The 19,576-nt window shown below is 38.9% G+C and carries 16 protein-coding genes, 1 tRNA gene and 1 riboswitch; of the genes, 4 read left to right on the forward strand and 13 right to left on the reverse strand.

Features of this window, described 5'->3' with window-relative positions; all coding sequences use genetic code 11:
* Nucleotides 1-42: 42 nt before the first annotated feature.
* A riboswitch (cyclic di-AMP (ydaO/yuaA leader) is annotated at nt 43-196 on the reverse strand.
* A gap of 83 nt (nt 197-279) precedes the next feature.
* Nucleotides 280-840, reverse strand: coding sequence for an NADPH-dependent FMN reductase (locus tag MOJ78_RS16815; RefSeq protein ID WP_304978486.1), 561 nt, complete (start codon nt 838-840; stop codon nt 280-282).
* Between the two features lie 625 nt (nt 841-1,465).
* Here MOJ78_RS16815 and MOJ78_RS16820 point away from each other — a divergent pair.
* Nucleotides 1,466-3,127: a DUF8508 domain-containing protein gene (locus MOJ78_RS16820; RefSeq protein ID WP_304978487.1), complete on the forward strand. Its 1,662-nt coding sequence runs from the start codon at nt 1,466-1,468 to the stop codon at nt 3,125-3,127.
* 984 nt (nt 3,128-4,111) lie between these two features.
* Here the strand turns inward: MOJ78_RS16820 and MOJ78_RS16825 are convergent.
* From MOJ78_RS16825 to MOJ78_RS16835, 3 genes are read right to left on the reverse strand one after another with little or no spacing between them, the layout of a single operon-like run.
* The gene (locus MOJ78_RS16825) at nt 4,112-4,312 is read right to left on the reverse strand and encodes a hypothetical protein (protein ID WP_304978488.1); all 201 of its coding nucleotides are present in this window, start codon (nt 4,310-4,312) and stop codon (nt 4,112-4,114) included.
* 45 nt (nt 4,313-4,357) lie between these two features.
* On the reverse strand, nt 4,358-4,690 hold the full coding sequence (locus tag MOJ78_RS16830; RefSeq protein ID WP_304978489.1) for a hypothetical protein: 333 nt from the start codon (nt 4,688-4,690) through the stop codon (nt 4,358-4,360).
* A gap of 27 nt (nt 4,691-4,717) precedes the next feature.
* Nucleotides 4,718-7,894 carry an alpha/beta fold hydrolase gene (locus tag MOJ78_RS16835; protein WP_304978490.1) on the reverse strand — a complete coding sequence of 1,059 codons (3,177 nt, stop codon included), beginning with the start codon at nt 7,892-7,894 and terminating at the stop codon, nt 4,718-4,720.
* A gap of 620 nt (nt 7,895-8,514) precedes the next feature.
* Here MOJ78_RS16835 and MOJ78_RS16840 point away from each other — a divergent pair.
* A complete protein-coding gene (locus MOJ78_RS16840) occupies nt 8,515-8,994 on the forward strand; it encodes a site-specific integrase (RefSeq protein ID WP_304981289.1) in 480 nt (159 codons plus the stop codon).
* A gap of 145 nt (nt 8,995-9,139) precedes the next feature.
* On the opposite strand, the gene MOJ78_RS16845 is transcribed toward MOJ78_RS16840, so the two are convergent.
* Nucleotides 9,140-9,212, reverse strand: a tRNA-Ala gene (locus MOJ78_RS16845).
* Nucleotides 9,213-9,281: 69 nt separating this feature from the next.
* Nucleotides 9,282-9,590 (reverse strand): YggT family protein, encoded by a 309-nt coding sequence (locus tag MOJ78_RS16850; RefSeq protein WP_304978491.1) that lies wholly within the window; start codon nt 9,588-9,590, stop codon nt 9,282-9,284.
* Between the two features lie 87 nt (nt 9,591-9,677).
* Between MOJ78_RS16850 and MOJ78_RS16855 the strand changes: the two genes are divergently transcribed.
* The gene (locus tag MOJ78_RS16855) at nt 9,678-10,433 is read left to right on the forward strand and encodes an ion channel (RefSeq protein WP_304978492.1); all 756 of its coding nucleotides are present in this window, start codon (nt 9,678-9,680) and stop codon (nt 10,431-10,433) included.
* Here the strand turns inward: MOJ78_RS16855 and MOJ78_RS16860 are convergent.
* The 5 genes from MOJ78_RS16860 to MOJ78_RS16880 all read right to left on the reverse strand — a co-directional run bounded on the left by MOJ78_RS16860 (nt 10,430) and on the right by MOJ78_RS16880 (nt 16,243).
* Nucleotides 10,430-10,834 (reverse strand): YugN-like family protein, encoded by a 405-nt coding sequence (locus MOJ78_RS16860; RefSeq protein ID WP_304978493.1) that lies wholly within the window; start codon nt 10,832-10,834, stop codon nt 10,430-10,432. The two genes, MOJ78_RS16855 and MOJ78_RS16860, sit on opposite strands and share 4 nt — an antisense overlap.
* A gap of 184 nt (nt 10,835-11,018) precedes the next feature.
* Nucleotides 11,019-12,374, reverse strand: coding sequence for a glucose-6-phosphate isomerase (locus tag MOJ78_RS16865; protein ID WP_304978494.1), 1,356 nt, complete (start codon nt 12,372-12,374; stop codon nt 11,019-11,021).
* Nucleotides 12,375-12,564: 190 nt separating this feature from the next.
* Nucleotides 12,565-13,503, reverse strand: a complete 939-nt coding sequence (locus tag MOJ78_RS16870) for a VanW family protein (protein ID WP_304978495.1) — start codon at nt 13,501-13,503, stop codon at nt 12,565-12,567.
* A gap of 127 nt (nt 13,504-13,630) precedes the next feature.
* Entirely contained in the window at nt 13,631-14,833 is a 1,203-nt protein-coding gene (locus MOJ78_RS16875) for an MFS transporter (protein WP_304978496.1), read from the reverse strand.
* Nucleotides 14,834-15,079: 246 nt separating this feature from the next.
* The gene (locus MOJ78_RS16880; protein WP_304978497.1) at nt 15,080-16,243 is read right to left on the reverse strand and encodes an iron-containing alcohol dehydrogenase; all 1,164 of its coding nucleotides are present in this window, start codon (nt 16,241-16,243) and stop codon (nt 15,080-15,082) included.
* Nucleotides 16,244-16,440: 197 nt separating this feature from the next.
* Here MOJ78_RS16880 and MOJ78_RS16885 point away from each other — a divergent pair, with 197 nt between their 5' ends.
* Entirely contained in the window at nt 16,441-16,671 is a 231-nt protein-coding gene (locus tag MOJ78_RS16885; protein ID WP_304978498.1) for a DUF378 domain-containing protein, read from the forward strand.
* A 59-nt stretch (nt 16,672-16,730) separates the two neighbouring features.
* On the opposite strand, the gene yugI is transcribed toward MOJ78_RS16885, so the two are convergent.
* Nucleotides 16,731-17,123, reverse strand: a complete 393-nt coding sequence (yugI, locus tag MOJ78_RS16890) for a S1 domain-containing post-transcriptional regulator GSP13 (protein WP_304978499.1) — start codon at nt 17,121-17,123, stop codon at nt 16,731-16,733.
* A 218-nt stretch (nt 17,124-17,341) separates the two neighbouring features.
* The gene (gene asnB, locus MOJ78_RS16895; protein ID WP_304978500.1) at nt 17,342-19,252 is read right to left on the reverse strand and encodes an asparagine synthase (glutamine-hydrolyzing); all 1,911 of its coding nucleotides are present in this window, start codon (nt 19,250-19,252) and stop codon (nt 17,342-17,344) included.
* Nucleotides 19,253-19,576: the final 324 nt, after the last annotated feature.

Below are 19,576 nucleotides of genomic sequence, written 5' to 3' on the forward strand. Positions count from 1 at the left end.
AAGTGCAAAAAAGACCATTCCGAAGAATGGTCACGATATGCACCCTTCTCTCAGTACGCTTACGAGGTTAGCTGTCGGATTAGGAATTGAGAGTATTCCTTCTTAGCTTTAGTATGCTAAGATTCACCCCAAGATAAACAATGTTTACCAGATTTGGTTCCCCCGCTCATTTTATATGACTCAGCGGTTTATAAAATTATATATTCTAAAATACTCCTTCCGATAATAAGTGTCAAGACTGATTGCACGAACATTAAGATTGTACGATAAACGTGTGTTTTAAAATATTGTAATACCTTTATACAACTCGCTTTTGACTCTAAGCATTATGATTAGCTCCTTTATTAGCAAGCTTAACCTGTCCTTTATCTCTTTATTTATCAAAGTGTTGTCGACATTAAAATCACTAGGATCTGCAATTACTTGTTGAGGTAAGACATGGGCCTGAAGTCCTCTCAGGACAAGTCGAAGATTGTTTAAAGCATTGATCCCTCCTTTTCCACCTCCTGACACTGAACAAATTGCAACTGGTTTATTTTCAAATTCTTCCTTACTTAAATAATCAAGGGCGTTTTTCAAGGCGCCGCTCATCCCGTTATGGTACTCCGGTGTAAAAATGATGAATCCATTCGCTTTTCTCGCCATATCCCTCAGTTTTCTAACACTTTCAAGGTAGTCCTGTTCTTCATCACCATTGAAAACCGGTAGCTCTTCATCGTGTAAAGAAAAATATTTGACTGTTTGATGTTTCATCATTAAAATGTTTGACCCTTCAATCGCTAAATATGGTGTTCTGCCTTCTTTCCGAGCGCTCCCACTAATAATCAATACATTTGACATAGTATTCCCTCCATTTTCTTTTCAACTTAAAGTAATGCTCTAAGACTCTCCGTTTAGACACATCAAACTACCTAACTGTGGACTTCTTTATAACATCAAGTTTTTTTGATTTTCTGAACAAAAAACTAAGCATCCTGCCGTATGGTTTAGTAGGAATCCTCACTGTACATTTATGATACGACTGCCTGTAATCTACTTCCCATTGAATGGAATAATGATTAATCAATTTATTTCCCTCCTCTAAAACATAAGTGATCAGTATAAAGGGGATAACCTTATCCCTACCCCAGTTTCATTCTGAGAGGCCATACTGATAAACTCTCTTATGTTACACTTATTATTTTCAAGCATTTACGAGCAATTTTCTTCCAGCAGAGGATGTAACATTATCTCCTACTACGGTCTGAAAAATACTCAGACCAAAAACTTTAAATATTAATAAATTAGAATGTATTCAGTTAGATATATTGACAAAATTTCATTAAATACTACTTTTTTACTTAATAAATCCATTAATTGGTTCAAAATGCATTCTTTACTAAATATCAATACTTTAATACTCTTAAATTAGCATTTGATTGGTTTACTTGAATTGTAATTTCCAAATGATGAAGGAGGTAATTTGATGAAGGTAAGAATGCTCCAAAAAATTGTGCTTGGTGGAACTTTGGCATTCAGTCCATCAATATCACCCAGCACCTCACTAGCTGCCCCTCCTGGAGGCGGTCCATCAAGTGGGGCAGATTGTTCAGGAATTATGGATAGTAATGTTGACTACGAAATCCACGATATCCAAGGCAGCGGATCGGCCTCGCCACTTGAAGGCAAAGATGTGATGACATGTGGAACTGTAACTGCAACAACGAGTAATGGATACTGGATCCAGGATACGACTGAGGATGGTGACCGTACTACATCTGAAGGCATTTTTGTCTATCGATCGAACGGGCCGGGTGGAATCATAGCCGGACATGTTGTAAGTCAAACAGCAAAAGTAACTGAATATTATGGATTAACCGAATTGAATGCGAGACGAGAGCCGAAAGTAATCGGATCCAGCAGTATGCCGACACCTACAGAAATAACCTCCTCTATGAATTACGCTGACCTCGAATCCCTCGAAGGTATGCTTGTAACAGTAACGAGTGCGACCGTTGTCGCCGGAAGCAACAAGTATAATGAAACATTCGTCGTTCCAGGAAGTACGACTTCCCGAGTCGATCGAAAAGATACCACAACTCCTTATTTTAAAATCGATGACTTGCTCGATAATCATATCACGGGTGCATCCACATTTGACACGATCACCGGAAATCCGACCGGTCCGTTTGACTATAACTTCGGGGCATATACCTTACAATGGGATACTGGGAGTGTATCCGTTTCTGATGAAGGCCATACCGAAAACATTTTAAGTGCAGATACGACGACAGAATTGACAGTAACGACTTTTAATGTCGAAAACTACTTTGCTGTAGGTTCTGAGGTTTCTCCTGGAGACTCCAATACAACGATTACACAGGAAGAATTTGATACGAAGACAGCAAAACTATCACTTGCAGTCCGTAATAACCTCGGTTCCCCTGACATTCTTACACTTCAGGAAGTAGAAAAAATCGAGGTGCTTGATGCGTTGGCTTCAAAAATTTCCGAAGACGGTGGGCCTACCTATACACCTTACCTCATTGAAGGAAGTGACGGTCGGGGTATTGATGTTGCTTATCTTGTCAAAGAAGGCATGGATGTTCTAGGTGTAGAACAATTCGGGAAGTATGCAACAACTGTAGAAGATGGTTGCGGTCCTTCGGGCACCGACCTACTGTTCAGTCGTCCGCCGCTTGTTTTACGGATACAAACCGATTCTGGCCAAACTATTTCCATTATTAACAACCACTTTAAATCAAAGGGTGGATCAGACGAATGCCGTAATGAACAGGCATCATTCGTAGCGGATGTAGCCAATAATGAAGCAGCAAATGGGTACGAAATTGTTGTAACGGGCGACTTGAACTCTTTCGAGGACGAGGAATCTTTAAATATTCTTGAAACAAATGCAAACCTTACAAATCTCATTTATGACATCCCGATTGAAAACGCATTCAGTTATATCTATACTGGAAAAGCACAATTCCTTGATCATATGCTTGTAAGCAGCAACTTGACAACTCAAGTCAGCTCGATTAATTCTGCAAAATTGAACCCTGATTTTGCGATTGATAATGAAACTGATCCATCGACTCCATTACATGTATCAGACCATGATCCAATCAGATTGTCTCTTAATTAATAAATTGAAACTACCTGTTCCAGAAGAGTGGAGCAGGTAGTTTCAATTTGGCATTCCAAAGTATGATCACTTAAGTTGAGAAAAAAAGCACTTATCTCTTTGTAACGAAGAAATAGTGCTATTAAAGGATTTGTATGGTGGAGCATAGCGGGCTCGAACCACTGACCTTTTCGCTGCCAGCTTTAACATTTTTATTAAATACACGTGTTATTACACTAAAGTTAATGCACAGGGGCTATATAAAATAAATAATTTTATATAGCTTGTGAACATTTGCGAACAAACGTGAGCATGTGATTTTTATAAAGGAAGTAACTCGGCCATTAATTAACTTAAATTCTCAATTTATTCTAACGGAACTATTGTTACCGTAATATAATAATAATAATCAATTGCTTTCACTACAATGTATAGTTAATATCTACTCCCACATTGTGGACAATCATAAGTTCATTTTCCCTTGAATTAACATAATATGATACCAATTCCAGATGATTAGTGATAGAGTAAATAGTATATAACAATTAATTTTTAAAGGTGATATGGATGAATATTCAAATGATAATTGGTATGATTGGGATTTTCTTAAGTATTATAGGAATTATTATTTTATTCTCTAAAAGAAGATTTTTACTTGCTCTCCTCTTATTATTTTTATTTATGAGCTCACAATACTTAGGATTCTTAGGGTTTTGGGGTTCTGACTCTCTTTTAATAATATTTTATATGGTTACACTAATTGGAAGCATTTTTTTATCAATAATTTCCTTTAAGATTTCGCCTAGAATAAAAAATTAGGTTTGAAAAAAGAAGGTTCGGACACGTATTATGTTCCTGTGTTGCTTTGGCCATCTTCTTGTAAGGGTTAGCACGTCTAATCTTGGTTTAAAGATTGAATTTTTTCATAAGCCGATAGATCTTCTTAACATAGCCCGTTCACCCGATTTTCCCTGCTTGGAATCCTTAATTAGATTGAAGTCTGCTTCATCTTTCCGTTCTCTTTCCATGCGATTTGTTTCTGCTTTTAACCATGCATAATAGCTGTTCCGATTCACAGATGCGAATTTTCACTGGCAGCTGATCATACCTTGCATATTGTGCTTCTGCATTCTTAAGCATTTGTTCAGCTGTCAGTTCCTTAGACGATGGACGGCCAGTGCTCCCTTTTCCTCGACGTTCTTCCAAGAACCCTTCTTTGCCTAATTCTTGATAAGTTCTTCTCCAGCGCTTTTAACATTGGTTCGGCTTTTTATGACCAATGATGTCTACGTCAAATCCAGCCTCTTTGAAGATGTCCATAGGACCATTTCCTTCTAAGTTCTCCTTCACAGCTTTTACTTTGAACTCTGGTTGAAAACTGATTGAACGATCTGATACATGCCTAACATTTTGATTGTTCTCTAGTTGTTTACGTTGAAATTCATTAAAGAATCGTCTACTTATAATCGATTCCCAGTTCTCTCCATTTGTTTTGATTATAACGGGTTTTCTGTTTGAGTTAACACAAAAAACCCCGAATAATGGACTTTTTTGTAAGTGTCCATTATTCAGGATACAGTTCATCTGATATATTGTCCGGTTTTTTATTTGTTAATTTATAGAGTTGTGTGTAGTAGCACTGACACCGTACTTATTCTTGGGAGGTATTCTGTTGTAATAAATAAAGTCCATAATGATTTTTATATTATCTTTTTCATTATTAATTGAATAGGGAAGATTCCCGATGATCGGCGCCCAGAGTTTAGTGTGATACCCGTCAACCAACACATCAACTTTTCTGTTGTGATTTGCTCCTAAAGCACTTTCTACTGAGACTATACCGTCACCACTGCTAAGATAATATGCTTTACTTTTAGGAACAGGTGCCGGTGGTTCATAATCACCATAACCAGCAATTGACATCATATCTACCCTTGATGGAAGCGGGTTTTGTAGACGTTTTATCGCATCACTATTAGGTCTAAGATCCCTTTCTGCATCACTAAAAGCCATATAGGCAAAACCTGAACCTTTAAATGGTGTACCCAGTGTAACAAAGGTATCTACAGGAGTAGAAGGGTTATCATACATGTAATAGCTAGTAGCAATTCCTCCCATACTGTGACCAACAATGTTTATTTTTTTGTTCCCGAATTTAGAATGTATTGAATCAACCACGTTTTTCACCCATACACCTTGTGATTGAAAGTGAGCTTTACTATTCTTAAATTCTAATGAAATAGTTGGAGTACCATGACCTACATCAGCTTGTTTACCTGTAACACGACTGGTATGTTGAACAATGCCAGTTGATGCGTCTGGATGTTCGAAAGATATGAGACCAGAAGTACTTACGTTTACACTCTCAGCTACAAAATGCCTTATATTATGGTCTTGGGTGTAACTTTTATCAATATACTGTACAAAATCTTTAAAAGTACCCTCTGAACCCCCTAAGCCATGTACAAATAGAAGAGGGATAGTATAATCGACCGCATCAGAATCATACCACAGTGCATTGTTATATTCATTTTCAACAAAGACGTTTTTGTCATAATCAAACTTCAATAAAGGCTGAATTTCTATATCATCTGTCATACCATCGTTGTCTGTATCTTGCTTTAATGGATTACTTATAAATAGATACATATTACCATAACCTGGTACATTAACTAATTCGCCAACTTCAAAACCATCAGGAATAGTATCGTTATCCGTATCTGAATTCGTTGAATCTGTTTTTAATACTGTCCCATTAGCCAAACGGAAACCATTTTCTTCTTCATGATCTGATAAACCATCTCCATCAGTATCTTTGAATGGTGCTGTAGTATCATCTGCTACGTCATCATATCGGTCTAATAAATCATGGGGATTGCTAGCAAAATAATATTTTCCTTCAGTCTCTTCGGCAATATGTTTCAATAAGTTGTCATCAACACCACTGCCTAGTCCAATAGTGTAAATAGTAATGTTATTGTCAATTGCTCGTTGAGTTGCATAATTGTTGTAATAACCTTCTCCATCTGTCAATAACAAAATATACTTCTTACTATTGGTACCTCGTTGTAGAAGTTCATTAATAGAAGCATTTACTGCATAATAAATATTAGTTCCACCACTAGAATCTATAGTATCTACACCGATTTTAACTTTCTGTTTATCCGTGGTAAGTTCTACTTTTACTTCTGCATTTGAATCAAAGTCTACGACTGCAGCTTGGTCATTTTCAAGTAATCTGTCTACGAAGTTTTTAACCGCAGTTTTCCGAAGATCTTCCGGGTCATTCCATTGCATACTACCAGAAGAATCAATGGCAAATACAATATCAATATACTCTATTTCATCATTTTCACCTGAATCTCTACTGCCTCTACCAAATTCTTTGTTCCAAGTTTCATCCCATTTGACTTGGTTTAAAAGGATATATTGACTGAAATGTTCAACGGTAGCGTGTACAGTATTATTTTCATAATCAATTACTTGATTATCTACCTTTTCTAATAAGCCTGTAAATTCATTAAAATAATATACCGCTGGTACAAAGTCGCTACCCTCTAAATCAGCGAATTCATTGGAGTATTCAAATGAAATAGTAGCCTCATCAAAATTCGCCTCTGTATTAAATTCATAAGGAGCGCCTAAGTATCCAGGAATATCATTCCCAAGTAGTACAGACTCACCTTCCATATTTGTAATGGTTGTGGAAAAGCCTTGTTCCCCTTTTGATTTCATTGTAACGGATGGTTTAACGGTCTCATCTTGTTGGTCCTCAGGTGTTTTAATGGTAATTTCATAGTTTTCATCACCATCTAACACTCCATTACCGTTAGAGTCTTCATTTAACGGATCAGTATTTAATTTTAGTTCATTTCCATCTTTCAATTTGTCATTATCGGTGTCCATAGATAATGGGTCCAGATTTCTTTGAACTTCATATCCGTCTGTTAGAGTATCACTATCCGTATCTTCATTTTCAAGACTTGTCCCGTATTTTTGCTCTTGAATGTTCACTAGCCTATCTTCATCCGTATCTTCCTGACCATCATTCACACCGTTTCCATTACTATCAACTAGTAACGGATTTAATGAATATGAATATGTTTCTATATAATCATTTAATCCATCCCCATCTGTATCTTTACTTAAGGGATTAGTTTTAAGAACAATCTCTTCTAGGTTATATAATCCTTCTTGGTCATCATCTTTTTCAAGTTTATAATTAAAGTTATGTTCTGAAAAAGATTTAAAGATAGCATTTGTAGAACCCTCTATCTTCTTAATGGATTGTTTCACATGATTTTTCTCATAATGATGGACAGCGTTATCAAGTTTATTTTGAGCTTCCTTTTTAAATTTATTTGAATTTTTATCTTGGTAAGACATAACAAAAAGCATGTCCTTGAGAAGATTTTCGTTTAATAGTATAGCAATCTCTAAAACTTCCAGTTTTTGCTCATTACTATCTAACCTTTCAATGAATTCACCCAACAACGGGAAGAAATCTTGGTCTGTAACCCGATTAATATTGAGTTCTTCATGCACAGCAATTTCATTTTCTAGCCTTTCAATTAACTGCCCATTTGTTTCACCGTTATTCTTTTTGGACATCCAGTTCTGGTCTTCCTTAACAGAGTTAATAATGCTCATGAGCGAGTCATAAGAACTAGTTTGTTGGTTTGTAATACCTTCCGCTTGAACAGAATCAATACCTATGTAAGAAGTTAACAAGCCCATAATTAATGTAATTATACAAGTGATTTTTAATAATCGATGCTTATAAAACATTGTTACCTCCTGAAATTTTTATATAAAACTCTATCCTCCTTTCTCAAATAATTACATAATTATGGTAACAAATGTTTAATAAAATAGCTATAGAATATATGAATAATTTACTAATAAATAACAAAATTTGTTTATTAAGTAGTTAATAAGATTATTAAATTCCAATAGAAAAAGCAGATCTATATACTCATATAATCTGCTCTAACTACATGATAAATTTAGAATATTTTTTAATTCTTTGTATTTCTTATCTCTTTTCTTGAGGTGTAAATTTCACGTTTCCAGCAGTTCTTGAATCTCTATCTTTTTTCTTATCCTTTCCCTAAAAAGGCACCGTAAATCATCTTACTAGGTTTTTCAAGCTACTATAAGCTTAAGAAAAATAATTGGTAAATCCCTTTACTCCAGAAAACTGTTTTATTGAACTGGACTATGTCCCCTTTGAGAAATCGAAATATAAACTCAATGGAATCCCATATTATCTATCTTTTATTTTTTTATCAATATAAATAGGAAGCTACTAATATATTTTGGATCGAAGCCAACTACCATAGATCCATTAAGTGGAGTTATATCAAAAAATTTTTAAATGAAAAGTTATATAAGGCAAGTGAACTTCAATATACAGTTTAAAATGGACCGACGTAGATCTCGTAAATCAAAAATCCTCGATCAGCCGTTCGTTGGCGACGACGAAGAGTTTAGGGTATGCATTGACCAACATCAAAACGGCAAATTCGAGAAAACAAATTTCCATTTCCCAATATGTTGTAAAAGCTTTAGTCAAGCATAAGGAAGATCAAGATACCCTGAAAGACACACTAAAAGATGGGTATGAGGATAACAGCTTAGTGTTTCCCAATCTGTATGGAGGCTTTAAAAATCCCGACAATTTACGCCGGGAGTTCAACTCGCTTATCGAAAAATCAGGTGTCCTACGAATCAACTTTCACGCTCTGCGGCATACTCATGCGACCTGGCTCTTGAAAAATGGGATCAATCCAAAGGTCGTGTCCGAACGGCTGGGTTATCATGACGTCGGGATCACGCTGAAGACGTATTCTCATGTATCGTATGATCTGCAGGAAGAAGCTGCATAGAAGCTGGAGGAGACGATCCAAAAGGTGATTTCAAATAGTGTCGATACAAGTTTGTGAACATCCGTGAACAAATATCGAATAGAATTGGATATGGGTAAAACAAAACAACTTAAAAAACCCTTGCGGTGCAAGGGTTTCGAGTAAGTGGAGCATAGCGGGCTCGAACCGCTGACCTCTTCGCTGCCAGCGAAGCGCTCTCCCAGCTGAGCTAATGCCCCATTTTTATGATAATTAACAGAAAAAGTATAGCATATGCTCTTTCAATTTGACAAGAGTCGCAGGCTATATTATTTCTCTTTTCCGTTTGGTGAATTGAGCATGAGAAAGAATTGTGTAAGAAAATACGCTAGGAGTCCATATACAATCAAGGCAAAGATACTCGTTAGCTCCAACTCATATCGTTCGGCAATGACCGGCGATGGAAAAATATTTCGAAATGGAGCCAACAAAGGCATAGTCAGGTTATAGATCCATTGGACGAATGGTGTATATGGATTTGCTCCAAACAACTTTAAAATGATCCGCAATAAAATCAGTGCTTCAATAATACCCATTAACAAGTTGACTAAGTATACACCAAGTGGTCTATTCCGCATAAATCTCCCTCCTTTCTAATGTTTTTCACATACAAAATATGGATATACTGTGAGGATGACACGACTAATCCTAAAGGTGACCGAATCATGAAAACCATATCTTTATATTATTTAAGGCTTCCTGCAGTTGCTCGATTGTTCATTATTGTCATCGCGGTACTATTTATATTCGGAACCATCATCCATTTACTTGAGCCAAACAATATCACCTCGATTTTCAACGGGATTTATTGGGCTATCGTTACAATTTCGACAATTGGATATGGTGACTTTGTTCCAAAAACGGTTCCCGGAAAACTGGTCACGATTCTCATGGTGTTTTTGGGTACAACCTTTATTACCTATTTGTTTTCACAGGCTGCCACATATACAATCAAACGCCAATCCCGTCTTGTCAAAGGAAACGTAAATTTTACGGATGAAGGACATGTTATTGTAATTGGTTGGAATGAACGATCAAAAGTATTCATTGATCAACTTCAGATAGATCAGCCAGGGCTTGACATCGTATTAGTCGACCGTACATTGAACAAAAATCCTACTCGTAATGGTAATGTTCATTTTATCAACGGAAAGCCTTATGAAGATGCAACACTCATGAAGGCTAACGTCCGTTCCGCTCATTATGTGATCATTACTGCGAACTCCGAATTGAGTGAAGAACAAGCCGATATGGATTCGATCTTGACACTGGTTGCATTAAAAGGCTGCTCACCTCTTGTTAAAGTTATTGTGGAAATCAAAACTGAAACTCATTATGAAAATGCGAAACGTGCTGGTGCAGATACGATCGTTCAATCATCGAGAATCATTGGGAGTACTTTTCTCGAGAAGCTTGATTAGACTAACAGCTGGTCTTCCAGCTCTCTGACTAGCTTTTCCCCCGCTTCCACCCATTTGTCATCGATTGATCCGTCTGGGTCTTGGGGTTCAGAGAATTGGTTCAATGTGGCACTTGAGTTTCCAGATGTAACATTGTCATCGAGTCCTCGTTGGTAGACATGGTGCAACAAATAAGGGGATTGTAGTTCTACCACACATCCTGGGCGTTCCAATTCCCCTTTTATCGCTTTAAAAGGAACCCGCAAAAACATATAGCCTTCTTCGTCATCGAGCTTGTAGTCAAACGAGCCGTGATCATATTCCCATCCACCGCCGATGTCATATCCGAGTGGTTTCAGCGTAAATTCAAGCTCGTTTAGTTCGTACTGTTCTCCCTCTAGCTTTGATACGATTTCTCTCATGTAGTTTCTCCTTTCAGGCATACTTGGTCATAGTGTGTCCATTTTCCACTACTTTCATAAAGAAAACTCGGAGATTGCCAACGCGAAAGCAGAGTCGGAGTTACTATCAAAATTATTTCTTTCTTATCTAAAAAAAGAACGAGCTTTTAATTTCACTCGTTCTTACTTCGTTCAATCTATGGAATTATTCGTTTCGAAGTCGGCGTTCGAGTTCTTCTTTTAAATCCTCGAATCCTGGTTTGCCGAGTAGTGCGAACATGTTTTTCTTATACGCTTCTACACCAGGCTGGTTGAACGGGTTTACCCCAAGCAGATAACCGCTGATCGCACACGCTTTTTCAAAGAAATAGACCATGTATCCGAAATGATAAGCGGTAAGCTCTGGAATGTTCAGCATCAGATTCGGCACTCCGCCATCCGTGTGGGCAAGCAACGTTCCTTCCGACGCTTTTTTATTGACGAAGTCCATCGTTTTTCCAGATAAAAAGTTCAGTTTATCCAAGTTTCCTTCGTCTTCCTTGATGGTAACTTCTTGTCTCGGGTGTTCGACGTTCAGGATTGTTTCGAACAGATCACGACGTCCTTCCTGAACATATTGACCGAGTGAGTGCAGATCAGTCGAAAAGTCTGCTGCTGCAGGGAAAATCCCTTTGTTGTCTTTTCCTTCACTTTCACCGTAAAGCTGCTTCCACCACTCTGCAACAAAATGAAGTGCTGGTTCATAGTTGACCATCAATTCGACGGTTTTCCCTTTGTTATAAAGAGCATTCCGAACTGCTGCATATTGGTACGCTTCATTTTCAGAAAGGCTAGCGGAGCTGTATTTTTCGCAAGCGTCCGCGGCACCCTTCATCATTTCCTCAATGTTGACTCCAGTTGTCGCGATTGGCAACAATCCAACTGCTGTTAACACTGAATAACGTCCACCGACATCATCAGGAATTACGAACGTTTCGTATCCTTCTTCGTTTGCCAGTGTTTTGAGAGCACCTTTTTCACGATCCGTCGTAGCATATATTCGTTTTCGTGCTTCTTCTTTTCCGTATTTCTCTTCTAGGAATGTACGGAAAATACGGAAAGCGATTGCCGGTTCCGTCGTTGTTCCAGACTTCGAGATGACGTTGATCGAAACATCCTTATCTTTTAAAACATCAAAAAGGTCCTGAATATAGGTTGAGCTGATGTGGTGACCGACAAAAATGACCTGTGGTGTTGTGCGCTCTTCTTTTTCGAGCATATTGTAAAACGAATGGTTAAGCATTTCTATTGCGGCACGGGCACCTAAGTAAGACCCGCCGATTCCGATTACGAGTAACACATCCGTGTCTGCTTGGATTTTTGCTGCTGACTTTTGGATGCGCTCAAATTCTTCCCGGTCGTAGTTGTTAGGAAGGTCAACCCAGCCAATATAGTCGTTGCCTGCTCCAGTTCCGTTATGTAATGCATGATGAGCCGTTTCAATCTGATCCTTGAACTGATCTATCTCATGCTGGCCCACGAATGTCAGTGCTTTTGTATAATCAAATGTTAGTGAAGTCATTGTATTCCTCCATCTCATTTTTCCTGTCCATTACTCACTTTATCGGATTGAAAAATTGAAATCAAGCAACAGTATAAATGAAAACGGATACAACTGAAAAAAATAACTGACCCACGATTCGACTGTGAATTCAATCTAATTGAATATAACGGTTTCTGGACACTTCAGATATTCATTTAAGAGAATGTGTTTAATCTTCTGGACTTGAAATGCGGATGTCTTGATTTAAGTTGATTTCTTCTGGTATCTCAGTTGATGCCTTTGGAACTTTGCGAGGTTGATAATTAATTACATCAGAAGAGTAAAGTTTAACAACCATACTTCCTCCATATCGTTTAGCACGAATCAATATCGGTTGGTTGTATTTATTTGAAAATTGAAAGTCGGGACCGTACCAGCTGACTGTCGCATCCCGCCCAGGTGGAACATAAGGCACACGCCTACTATGAGAGTATCGCTCCACAATTTTAAGCCCAGCCTGATCAACCGCATTGAACAATGTCGAAGACACCTGACAGATTCCTCCACCCACCCCTTCCTGCAATTCACCTTTTACAATGACAGGGGCACGCATATACCCCTTTTCCTGCGTTCTCTTCCCTACTACCTTGTTAAAAGAGAAGATCTCACCTGGAAAGATGACGTAATTGTCCATCGCGTCTGCAGCAAGGGAAATATTGTGCGTGCGATTTTCATTATTTACGTTGAAGTATGTGACGTACTGACCAATTTGCTGTACACGGATGTGAGCTAGTAATTCACTGTCTACTTTCGGATAAATGTCCATCTCTGGTACTTCTACTTTAGAGGCACCCATACCAAAGAAATAATCATAAAACTGTTCCTCGAACATCTGTCGATCAAGCCGGTAGCCAACCTGCCCCGGGACGATACTTCCCTGATCATCAAGTTTTGCATTTATAGGATCTTTGTGAATTTGTTGATCAAGGTTCTCAGTGAATTCATTGTATTTTTGAATATCAACCATCGGCGTACCTGGGATATTCATGGAAAAGTCTTCACGGTTAATTACTGCAATGGTCTGGTCTTGTTGGATGATCGTTAAGCTTTCAGGCTGCTCAACGGGTTGAACCAATAACATTAAAGCAGCCATCCAAATATGTATCATAGTCTGGCTCACCTCCCGCCTTTAGTATGGACAGGAGCTCCGCCTTTAATGTAAGTAGTGCGTAGTAATCAGCCGGCTTGCACTATCTTTTCATAATGAAAAAACTGCACCCATTCGGTTTTAAATCCTAATTTTCAAGCTTTTTAAAAATAGGTAGGAAAAAGACGACGAGAATCAATAAAAAGCTCGTACTAATGACGCCGATCCAGGAATAATGATCCCATAGCCTACCGACAGCAGTACTTCCGATCGCCACGCCGACATAATAATTGATCAAATAAAAGCTTGATGCGCCGCTACGGTGATGGGTTGCTGTTTTGCTGACTAGTGCAGCAGCCATCGAATGGGCAATAAAGAATCCGGTACAGATCAGTCCCAGTCCGATTAACATATAAGGAATCGATGGGACGGCGGTTAGCCATGTGCCAATTGCAAGTATTGACAACCCGGACAACATCATTGCTGGAAGGCCGAGTTGATTTGAAAGTTTACCGGCAAGAGGTGGTGCGATGACACCGAGCGCATAAGCAAAATAAGTAAATGATATCCATCTTAATGGCCAATCAAACGGCTCTTCTTCATGAAGATAAAACGGCAAGTACGTCCAGATTGCGGTAAAAACAATCTGTAATAGCAGTCCCATCATAAACAGTGAAATCAGTGTCGGATTTTTAAAATGGACGAACATTCCCCTGATGTCGGTACGAATTGATTGTCCCACCTTTCGGAAGAAACGTTCTTTCGGCAGTAAAAAGATAAATAGCAGGGTTGCGAATACTCCAAAGCCTGCTAATGCGAAAAACGTTGTTTGCCAGCTCAATAGGTCGGTTAAGTAGCCTGAGAAGACTCGTCCGCCCATTCCCCCTAACGCATTACTTGATATGTATAGTGTCATCGCAAGTCCAAGATGTTTCGGGTCAACTTCCTCGGCTAAATATCCCATTGCTGCTGCTGGAATACCGGCAATGAAAAACCCTTGAATAAGCCGCAAAGCAATGATCCATTCGAATGAATCGGTTAGTGGAATCGCTATTAACGGAACCACCGTCATCACAAGGGATACACGCATGATTGCAACTCGGCCATATCGATCGGCTAAAAAACCGAGTACAAAAAGACCGATGATCATCGTTACGACCGAAGAAGACACAAGCAAGCTGGAAACCGTAACCGATATATTAAATACTTTTACAAAGACAGGTAAGAGTGGTTGAAAAGCATAAAGAGCAGAAAAGATTAATATTGATGCAGCCATCAAAGCGATTGTAACCCGCCAAAACTCCGCATGTGACGGGGTATATCGATTGGTCTTAAGTTGTTTCAATTCCATTTCTGTCAGTCCTTTTCATGTACAATCTGTTCAAGGAAAATGAAGAAAGACGAAAGTCAGAACCACTTTCGCCTTCAAACACCGATACATTATGCAAATGTACTACTTCAACTTATCTGGGAAGTTAGTAATATCGATTCCCCATACAGTTGGTAAGCAGAAATAACAATAGTTAAAATTAAGAAGAAAATAATCCTTTTTCAAAGGAATCGATATTAAACTAGAAAGCTTTTCCTTCTATTTCCTTTAAAGGGACATCCGCAAGATTTCAAGTACATCATTCTTTTGCAAGGTACGGAAGTTGCCGAATTCACCACGAGCCATTGCACGATCTGCAATCAAGTCAAGCTTCGAATCATCGATGTCATAATCCGCGAGACGGGTTGGTGCTCCAAGTGAAGTCCAAAATTCCTGAAAACGCTCGATTGCTGTTAATGCTAGATCACGATCGCTTTTACCAGATGGATCGACGCCAAACACGCGAACTGCGAGTTGCTTCAGCTTTCGTTCTGCTGTATCGATGTTGTATTTCATCCAGTTCGGGAATATTATCGCAAGGCCGCCAGCATGCGGGATATCATAGATCGCTGAAACAGCATGTTCAATATTGTGTGTTGCCCAGTCTCCTCGAGCACCCATTTGTAACACGCCATTCAACGCCATCGTTCCACTATAAAGAAGTGTTTCTCGATACTCGTAATTTTCGAGGTCATCTAAAACGTTTGGTGCCGTATCTATTACCGATAAGAGAATTGCTTCACCCATCCGTTCCTGTACTGGCGTATTCGTTGCAGGATGGAAATACGATTCGAGCACATGTGACATCATGTCGACCGCTCCATATACCGTTTGATTTTCAGGGACTGTAAACGTGTTTTTCGGATCTAATATCGAGAACTTAGGAAAATTAAGCGGGCTGCCCCATCCATACTTTTCATTCGTTTCCCAGTTTGTGATGACCGAACCAGAGTTCATTTCAGACCCAGTCGCAGCCAATGTCAATACGGTCCCGAATGGAAGGGTAGCCTTGACCTTCGCTTTTTTTGTAATCAGGTCCCAAACATCTCCATCATACTTTGCGCCTGCTGCAATTGCTTTCGTACAATCGATAACACTTCCGCCACCTACAGCAAGTAGAAAGTCGATATCTTTCTCTTTTACGAGGTCGATCCCCCTTTTTACAGTAGTCAATCTCGGATTCGGTTCAACTCCAGACAGTTCTGTAACCTCAGCCCCAATCGAGCTTAATTGTTCCATCACTTGATCGTATATGCCATTCCGCTTGATGCTTCCGCCGCCATACACAACGAGAACATTCCTTCCATAGTGCTGTACTTCTGTAGCGAGTGCCTCGATTTTACCTTCTCCGAATATCAATTTCGTCGGATTTCGAAACTCAAATGATTCCATGTTATGTACCTCCCTTAAAATTTAAAAATGATTATAAATATTATCTCGGATTAGGCTAACCAAAGTAAAGCAATCTGATTTTACGAATAGTATTCGACTTATTCTTCCAATTTTTGATAATGCATGAATAATATAAGGATAATTTTCCAAAATAAGAATAAGGTATATGCTTTTATCTAATGAAGGAGGATTTAGTGATGAGTGGTTTACAACGTACTGCATTGGCATTGACGATTATCGGCGCGATAAACTGGGGACTTATTGGGTTTTTTCAATTTGATTTAGTAGCAGCAGTTTTCGGAGGACAGGATTCGGCACTGTCAAGAATCGTGTACGGCCTTGTAGGTCTCGCCGGACTCTACAGTCTGACACTGCTATTTAAACCATCCGAAGAATATGAACGTGAAACGCGGACAGAAATAACCTGATTGACGTCATTCATTGTAAAAAAAACCACCAAAAAAGCAGCCGAAAATGGCTGCTTTCTTTATTTCTTCAAGCGCTTGTTAATTTGTGCTTGGCGCTCGTTGGATTCTTTTAACCAAAGCTTTAGCTTATCTTCAAGCGTATTGAACCCTTGTGCGTTATCGTTTTGAGCTGGACGCTTACGACGAGGACGCGGTTGTTGTTTTGGTTCAGGGGTAGCTTGTGTTTTGCGGATAGACAGGGAAATCTTTCCGCTATCTTGATCTACGTTCATAATCTTGACTTCAACTGAATCTCCCACAGATAGGTGATCATTTATATCTTTCACGTAATCGTGAGAAACCTCAGAAATATGAACAAGTCCTTGATGCTGGTCATCCAGGGCAACAAACGCACCGAACGGTTTGATCCCGGTAACCTTCCCCTCAACTGTGCTTCCAACTTCGTATTTCATACAAGTAACAACTCCTAGATATTTTTTAACTTTAACAGTATAACATAGAAATCTTTATTATACAAAAACTGTTCAAGCTTCATTTTTGCCGTATCTTCAGCATTTTTTAAAGGCTTATCACCAATAAAAAAGGTTGGCTCAACTGAGTTGGAGACAACCTCCTGCTACCTTTTACATTTCATCTTTCATCTTCAGTCTGAATCCGATTCAGCAGCCTTTCAGTTTGTAACGGCTTGCTTGATGGATGCATCAGATTGACGAAAAACTTCCTGAAAATCATAAATCTTTTCCACATAAATCTGATGCCAGATCATGAACACAAGTACAGTCCAAATTTTTCGGCTGTAATCTCGTTTTCCATTCCGATGATCTTCAAGCATTTGCAGAATAATTGTTTTATCTATATAACAATCAGTCGGACTTTGTCGAATTAATGATCTCGCCCAATCGTAAATCTCATTTTTCAGCCAGTGTCTGATCGGTACAGGAAATCCAAGCTTACGCCGATGCAGTACAGAGTCTGGGACGATACCTTTCATCGCTTCACGTAAAGCATATTTCGTCGTTCCATTTGTAACGGTGCTACATGGAGCGATTTGCGATGCAACACGGAAAACTTCTTTATCTAGGAATGGTACACGAAGCTCTAAAGAGTTGGCCATCGTCATTTTATCGGCTTTCACTAAAATATCACCGCGCAACCAAGTATGCATATCAACATATTGCATCTTGTGGACGTCTTCATAATCTGTTGCGTTTTCATAAAGTGGTTTTGTCACATTCATATAGTTCCACTCTGCATGATAATCGGTTAACAGGGATTGTTTTTCATCCTCTGTAAACATTTTGGCATTCCCGATGTATCGTTCTTCCATTGTCATACTGCCGCGCTCGATAAAGCTCTTTCCTTTCATTCCCTCTGGCATAATGGTAGAAAGCTGCTTTAACCATTTGCGAAGTCCAAACGGTAAATTTTGGTATCCCTTCAGTGAGTTGGGTTCATTATAGATTGTGTATCCACCGAACAATTCATCTGCCCCTTCTCCAGAGAGGACAACAGTTACATGTTTACTTGCCTCGCGAGCAACAAAATACAACGGGACCGCTGCCGGGTCTGCCACTGGATCATCCATATGCCAAACGATTTTCGGGAGCTCGTTGATGAATTCTTCTGGGTGAACGATATAATGAATATTTTCAACGTTCAATGCTGCTGCCGTAGATACTGCTACATCGATTTCACTGAATCCTTCCCGCTCAAAGCCGACTGTAAAAGTCTTGATTGCTGGATTAAATTCTCTAGCAAGCGCCACAATCGCACTTGAATCAATTCCGCCAGAAAGAAAGCTTCCGACAGGAACGTCGCTGCGCATATGTACTTTTACAGAGTCCCGCAGTACGGTTCGAATTTCTTCTACCGTCCTATCCATCGGTCCTACTTTTGCTATGAATGAAGGTTTCCAGAACGATTGGATCGACATATTCTCGCCTGGCCGTTTTATGAAATAATGACCTGGTGATAATTTGCGAATTCCCTCTGACATCGTTCTCGGCTCAGGAACAAATTGATACGTTAAATAGTGATGAAGCGATTCAGGATCGACCTCATCCTTTTCACGAATTTGCAGAATGCTTTTCTTTTCGGATGCACAGTATAGTGTCCCTTCTTCCTCTAAATAAAAGAAAGGCTTGATTCCAAATGGATCGCGAGCACCGAAGAGTAGTTTTTCTTCCTTATCCCAGATCAGAAAACCGAACATTCCACGGAGATCCTTTACCGATTCGGCACCCTTTTTCGCATAATTCGCAAGAATGACTTCCGTGTCACAGTGGGTTTCAAATTCATAACCAGCCTCGATTAACGTCTCGCGAAGTTCGACGTAATTATATATTTCACCGTTAAAGATGATCCAGTATCGTTCGTTTTCATATGAAAGCGGTTGATGTCCACCTTCTAAGTCAATGATACTTAGTCGGCGAAAACCGAACCGAATAAACTCATCATAAAAATGACCCTCATCATCAGGGCCTCTATGTGTGATTAGGTTCGTCATCTCTCTAAGTAGATCAACTTCTTGTTGTTCGATTGGATTTTCTGAATCAGTCATATAACCGATAAATCCACACATAAGCCTTGCCTCCTACATCAAACGACTAAAATGCAGTCGCATTTTCCAAAATTCATATCCCCTATTATAACGGTTCATACCTTTATATTCTAGTGGCATTCGTATAAACTTCGACACTCGAAATGTCACGTTTTTTTGGTGATATTTTTCATAATCGTCGAATTATATAATATCTTCCATAAATAGGCTTTGAAAACTTTGCTTTAATTATACCTCTACTAGTTTGACGTTGCATAACTTGACTATGTTTCACTAATTTTAAACAACGGGCACATTATGAAAATCAAATACGATGTATGAGGTCAAATTACAGTAAACACGCGA

Origin of the sequence: Alkalihalobacillus sp. AL-G, assembly GCF_030643805.1 — a bacterium.
GTDB lineage: Bacteria > Bacillota > Bacilli > Bacillales > Fictibacillaceae > Pseudalkalibacillus.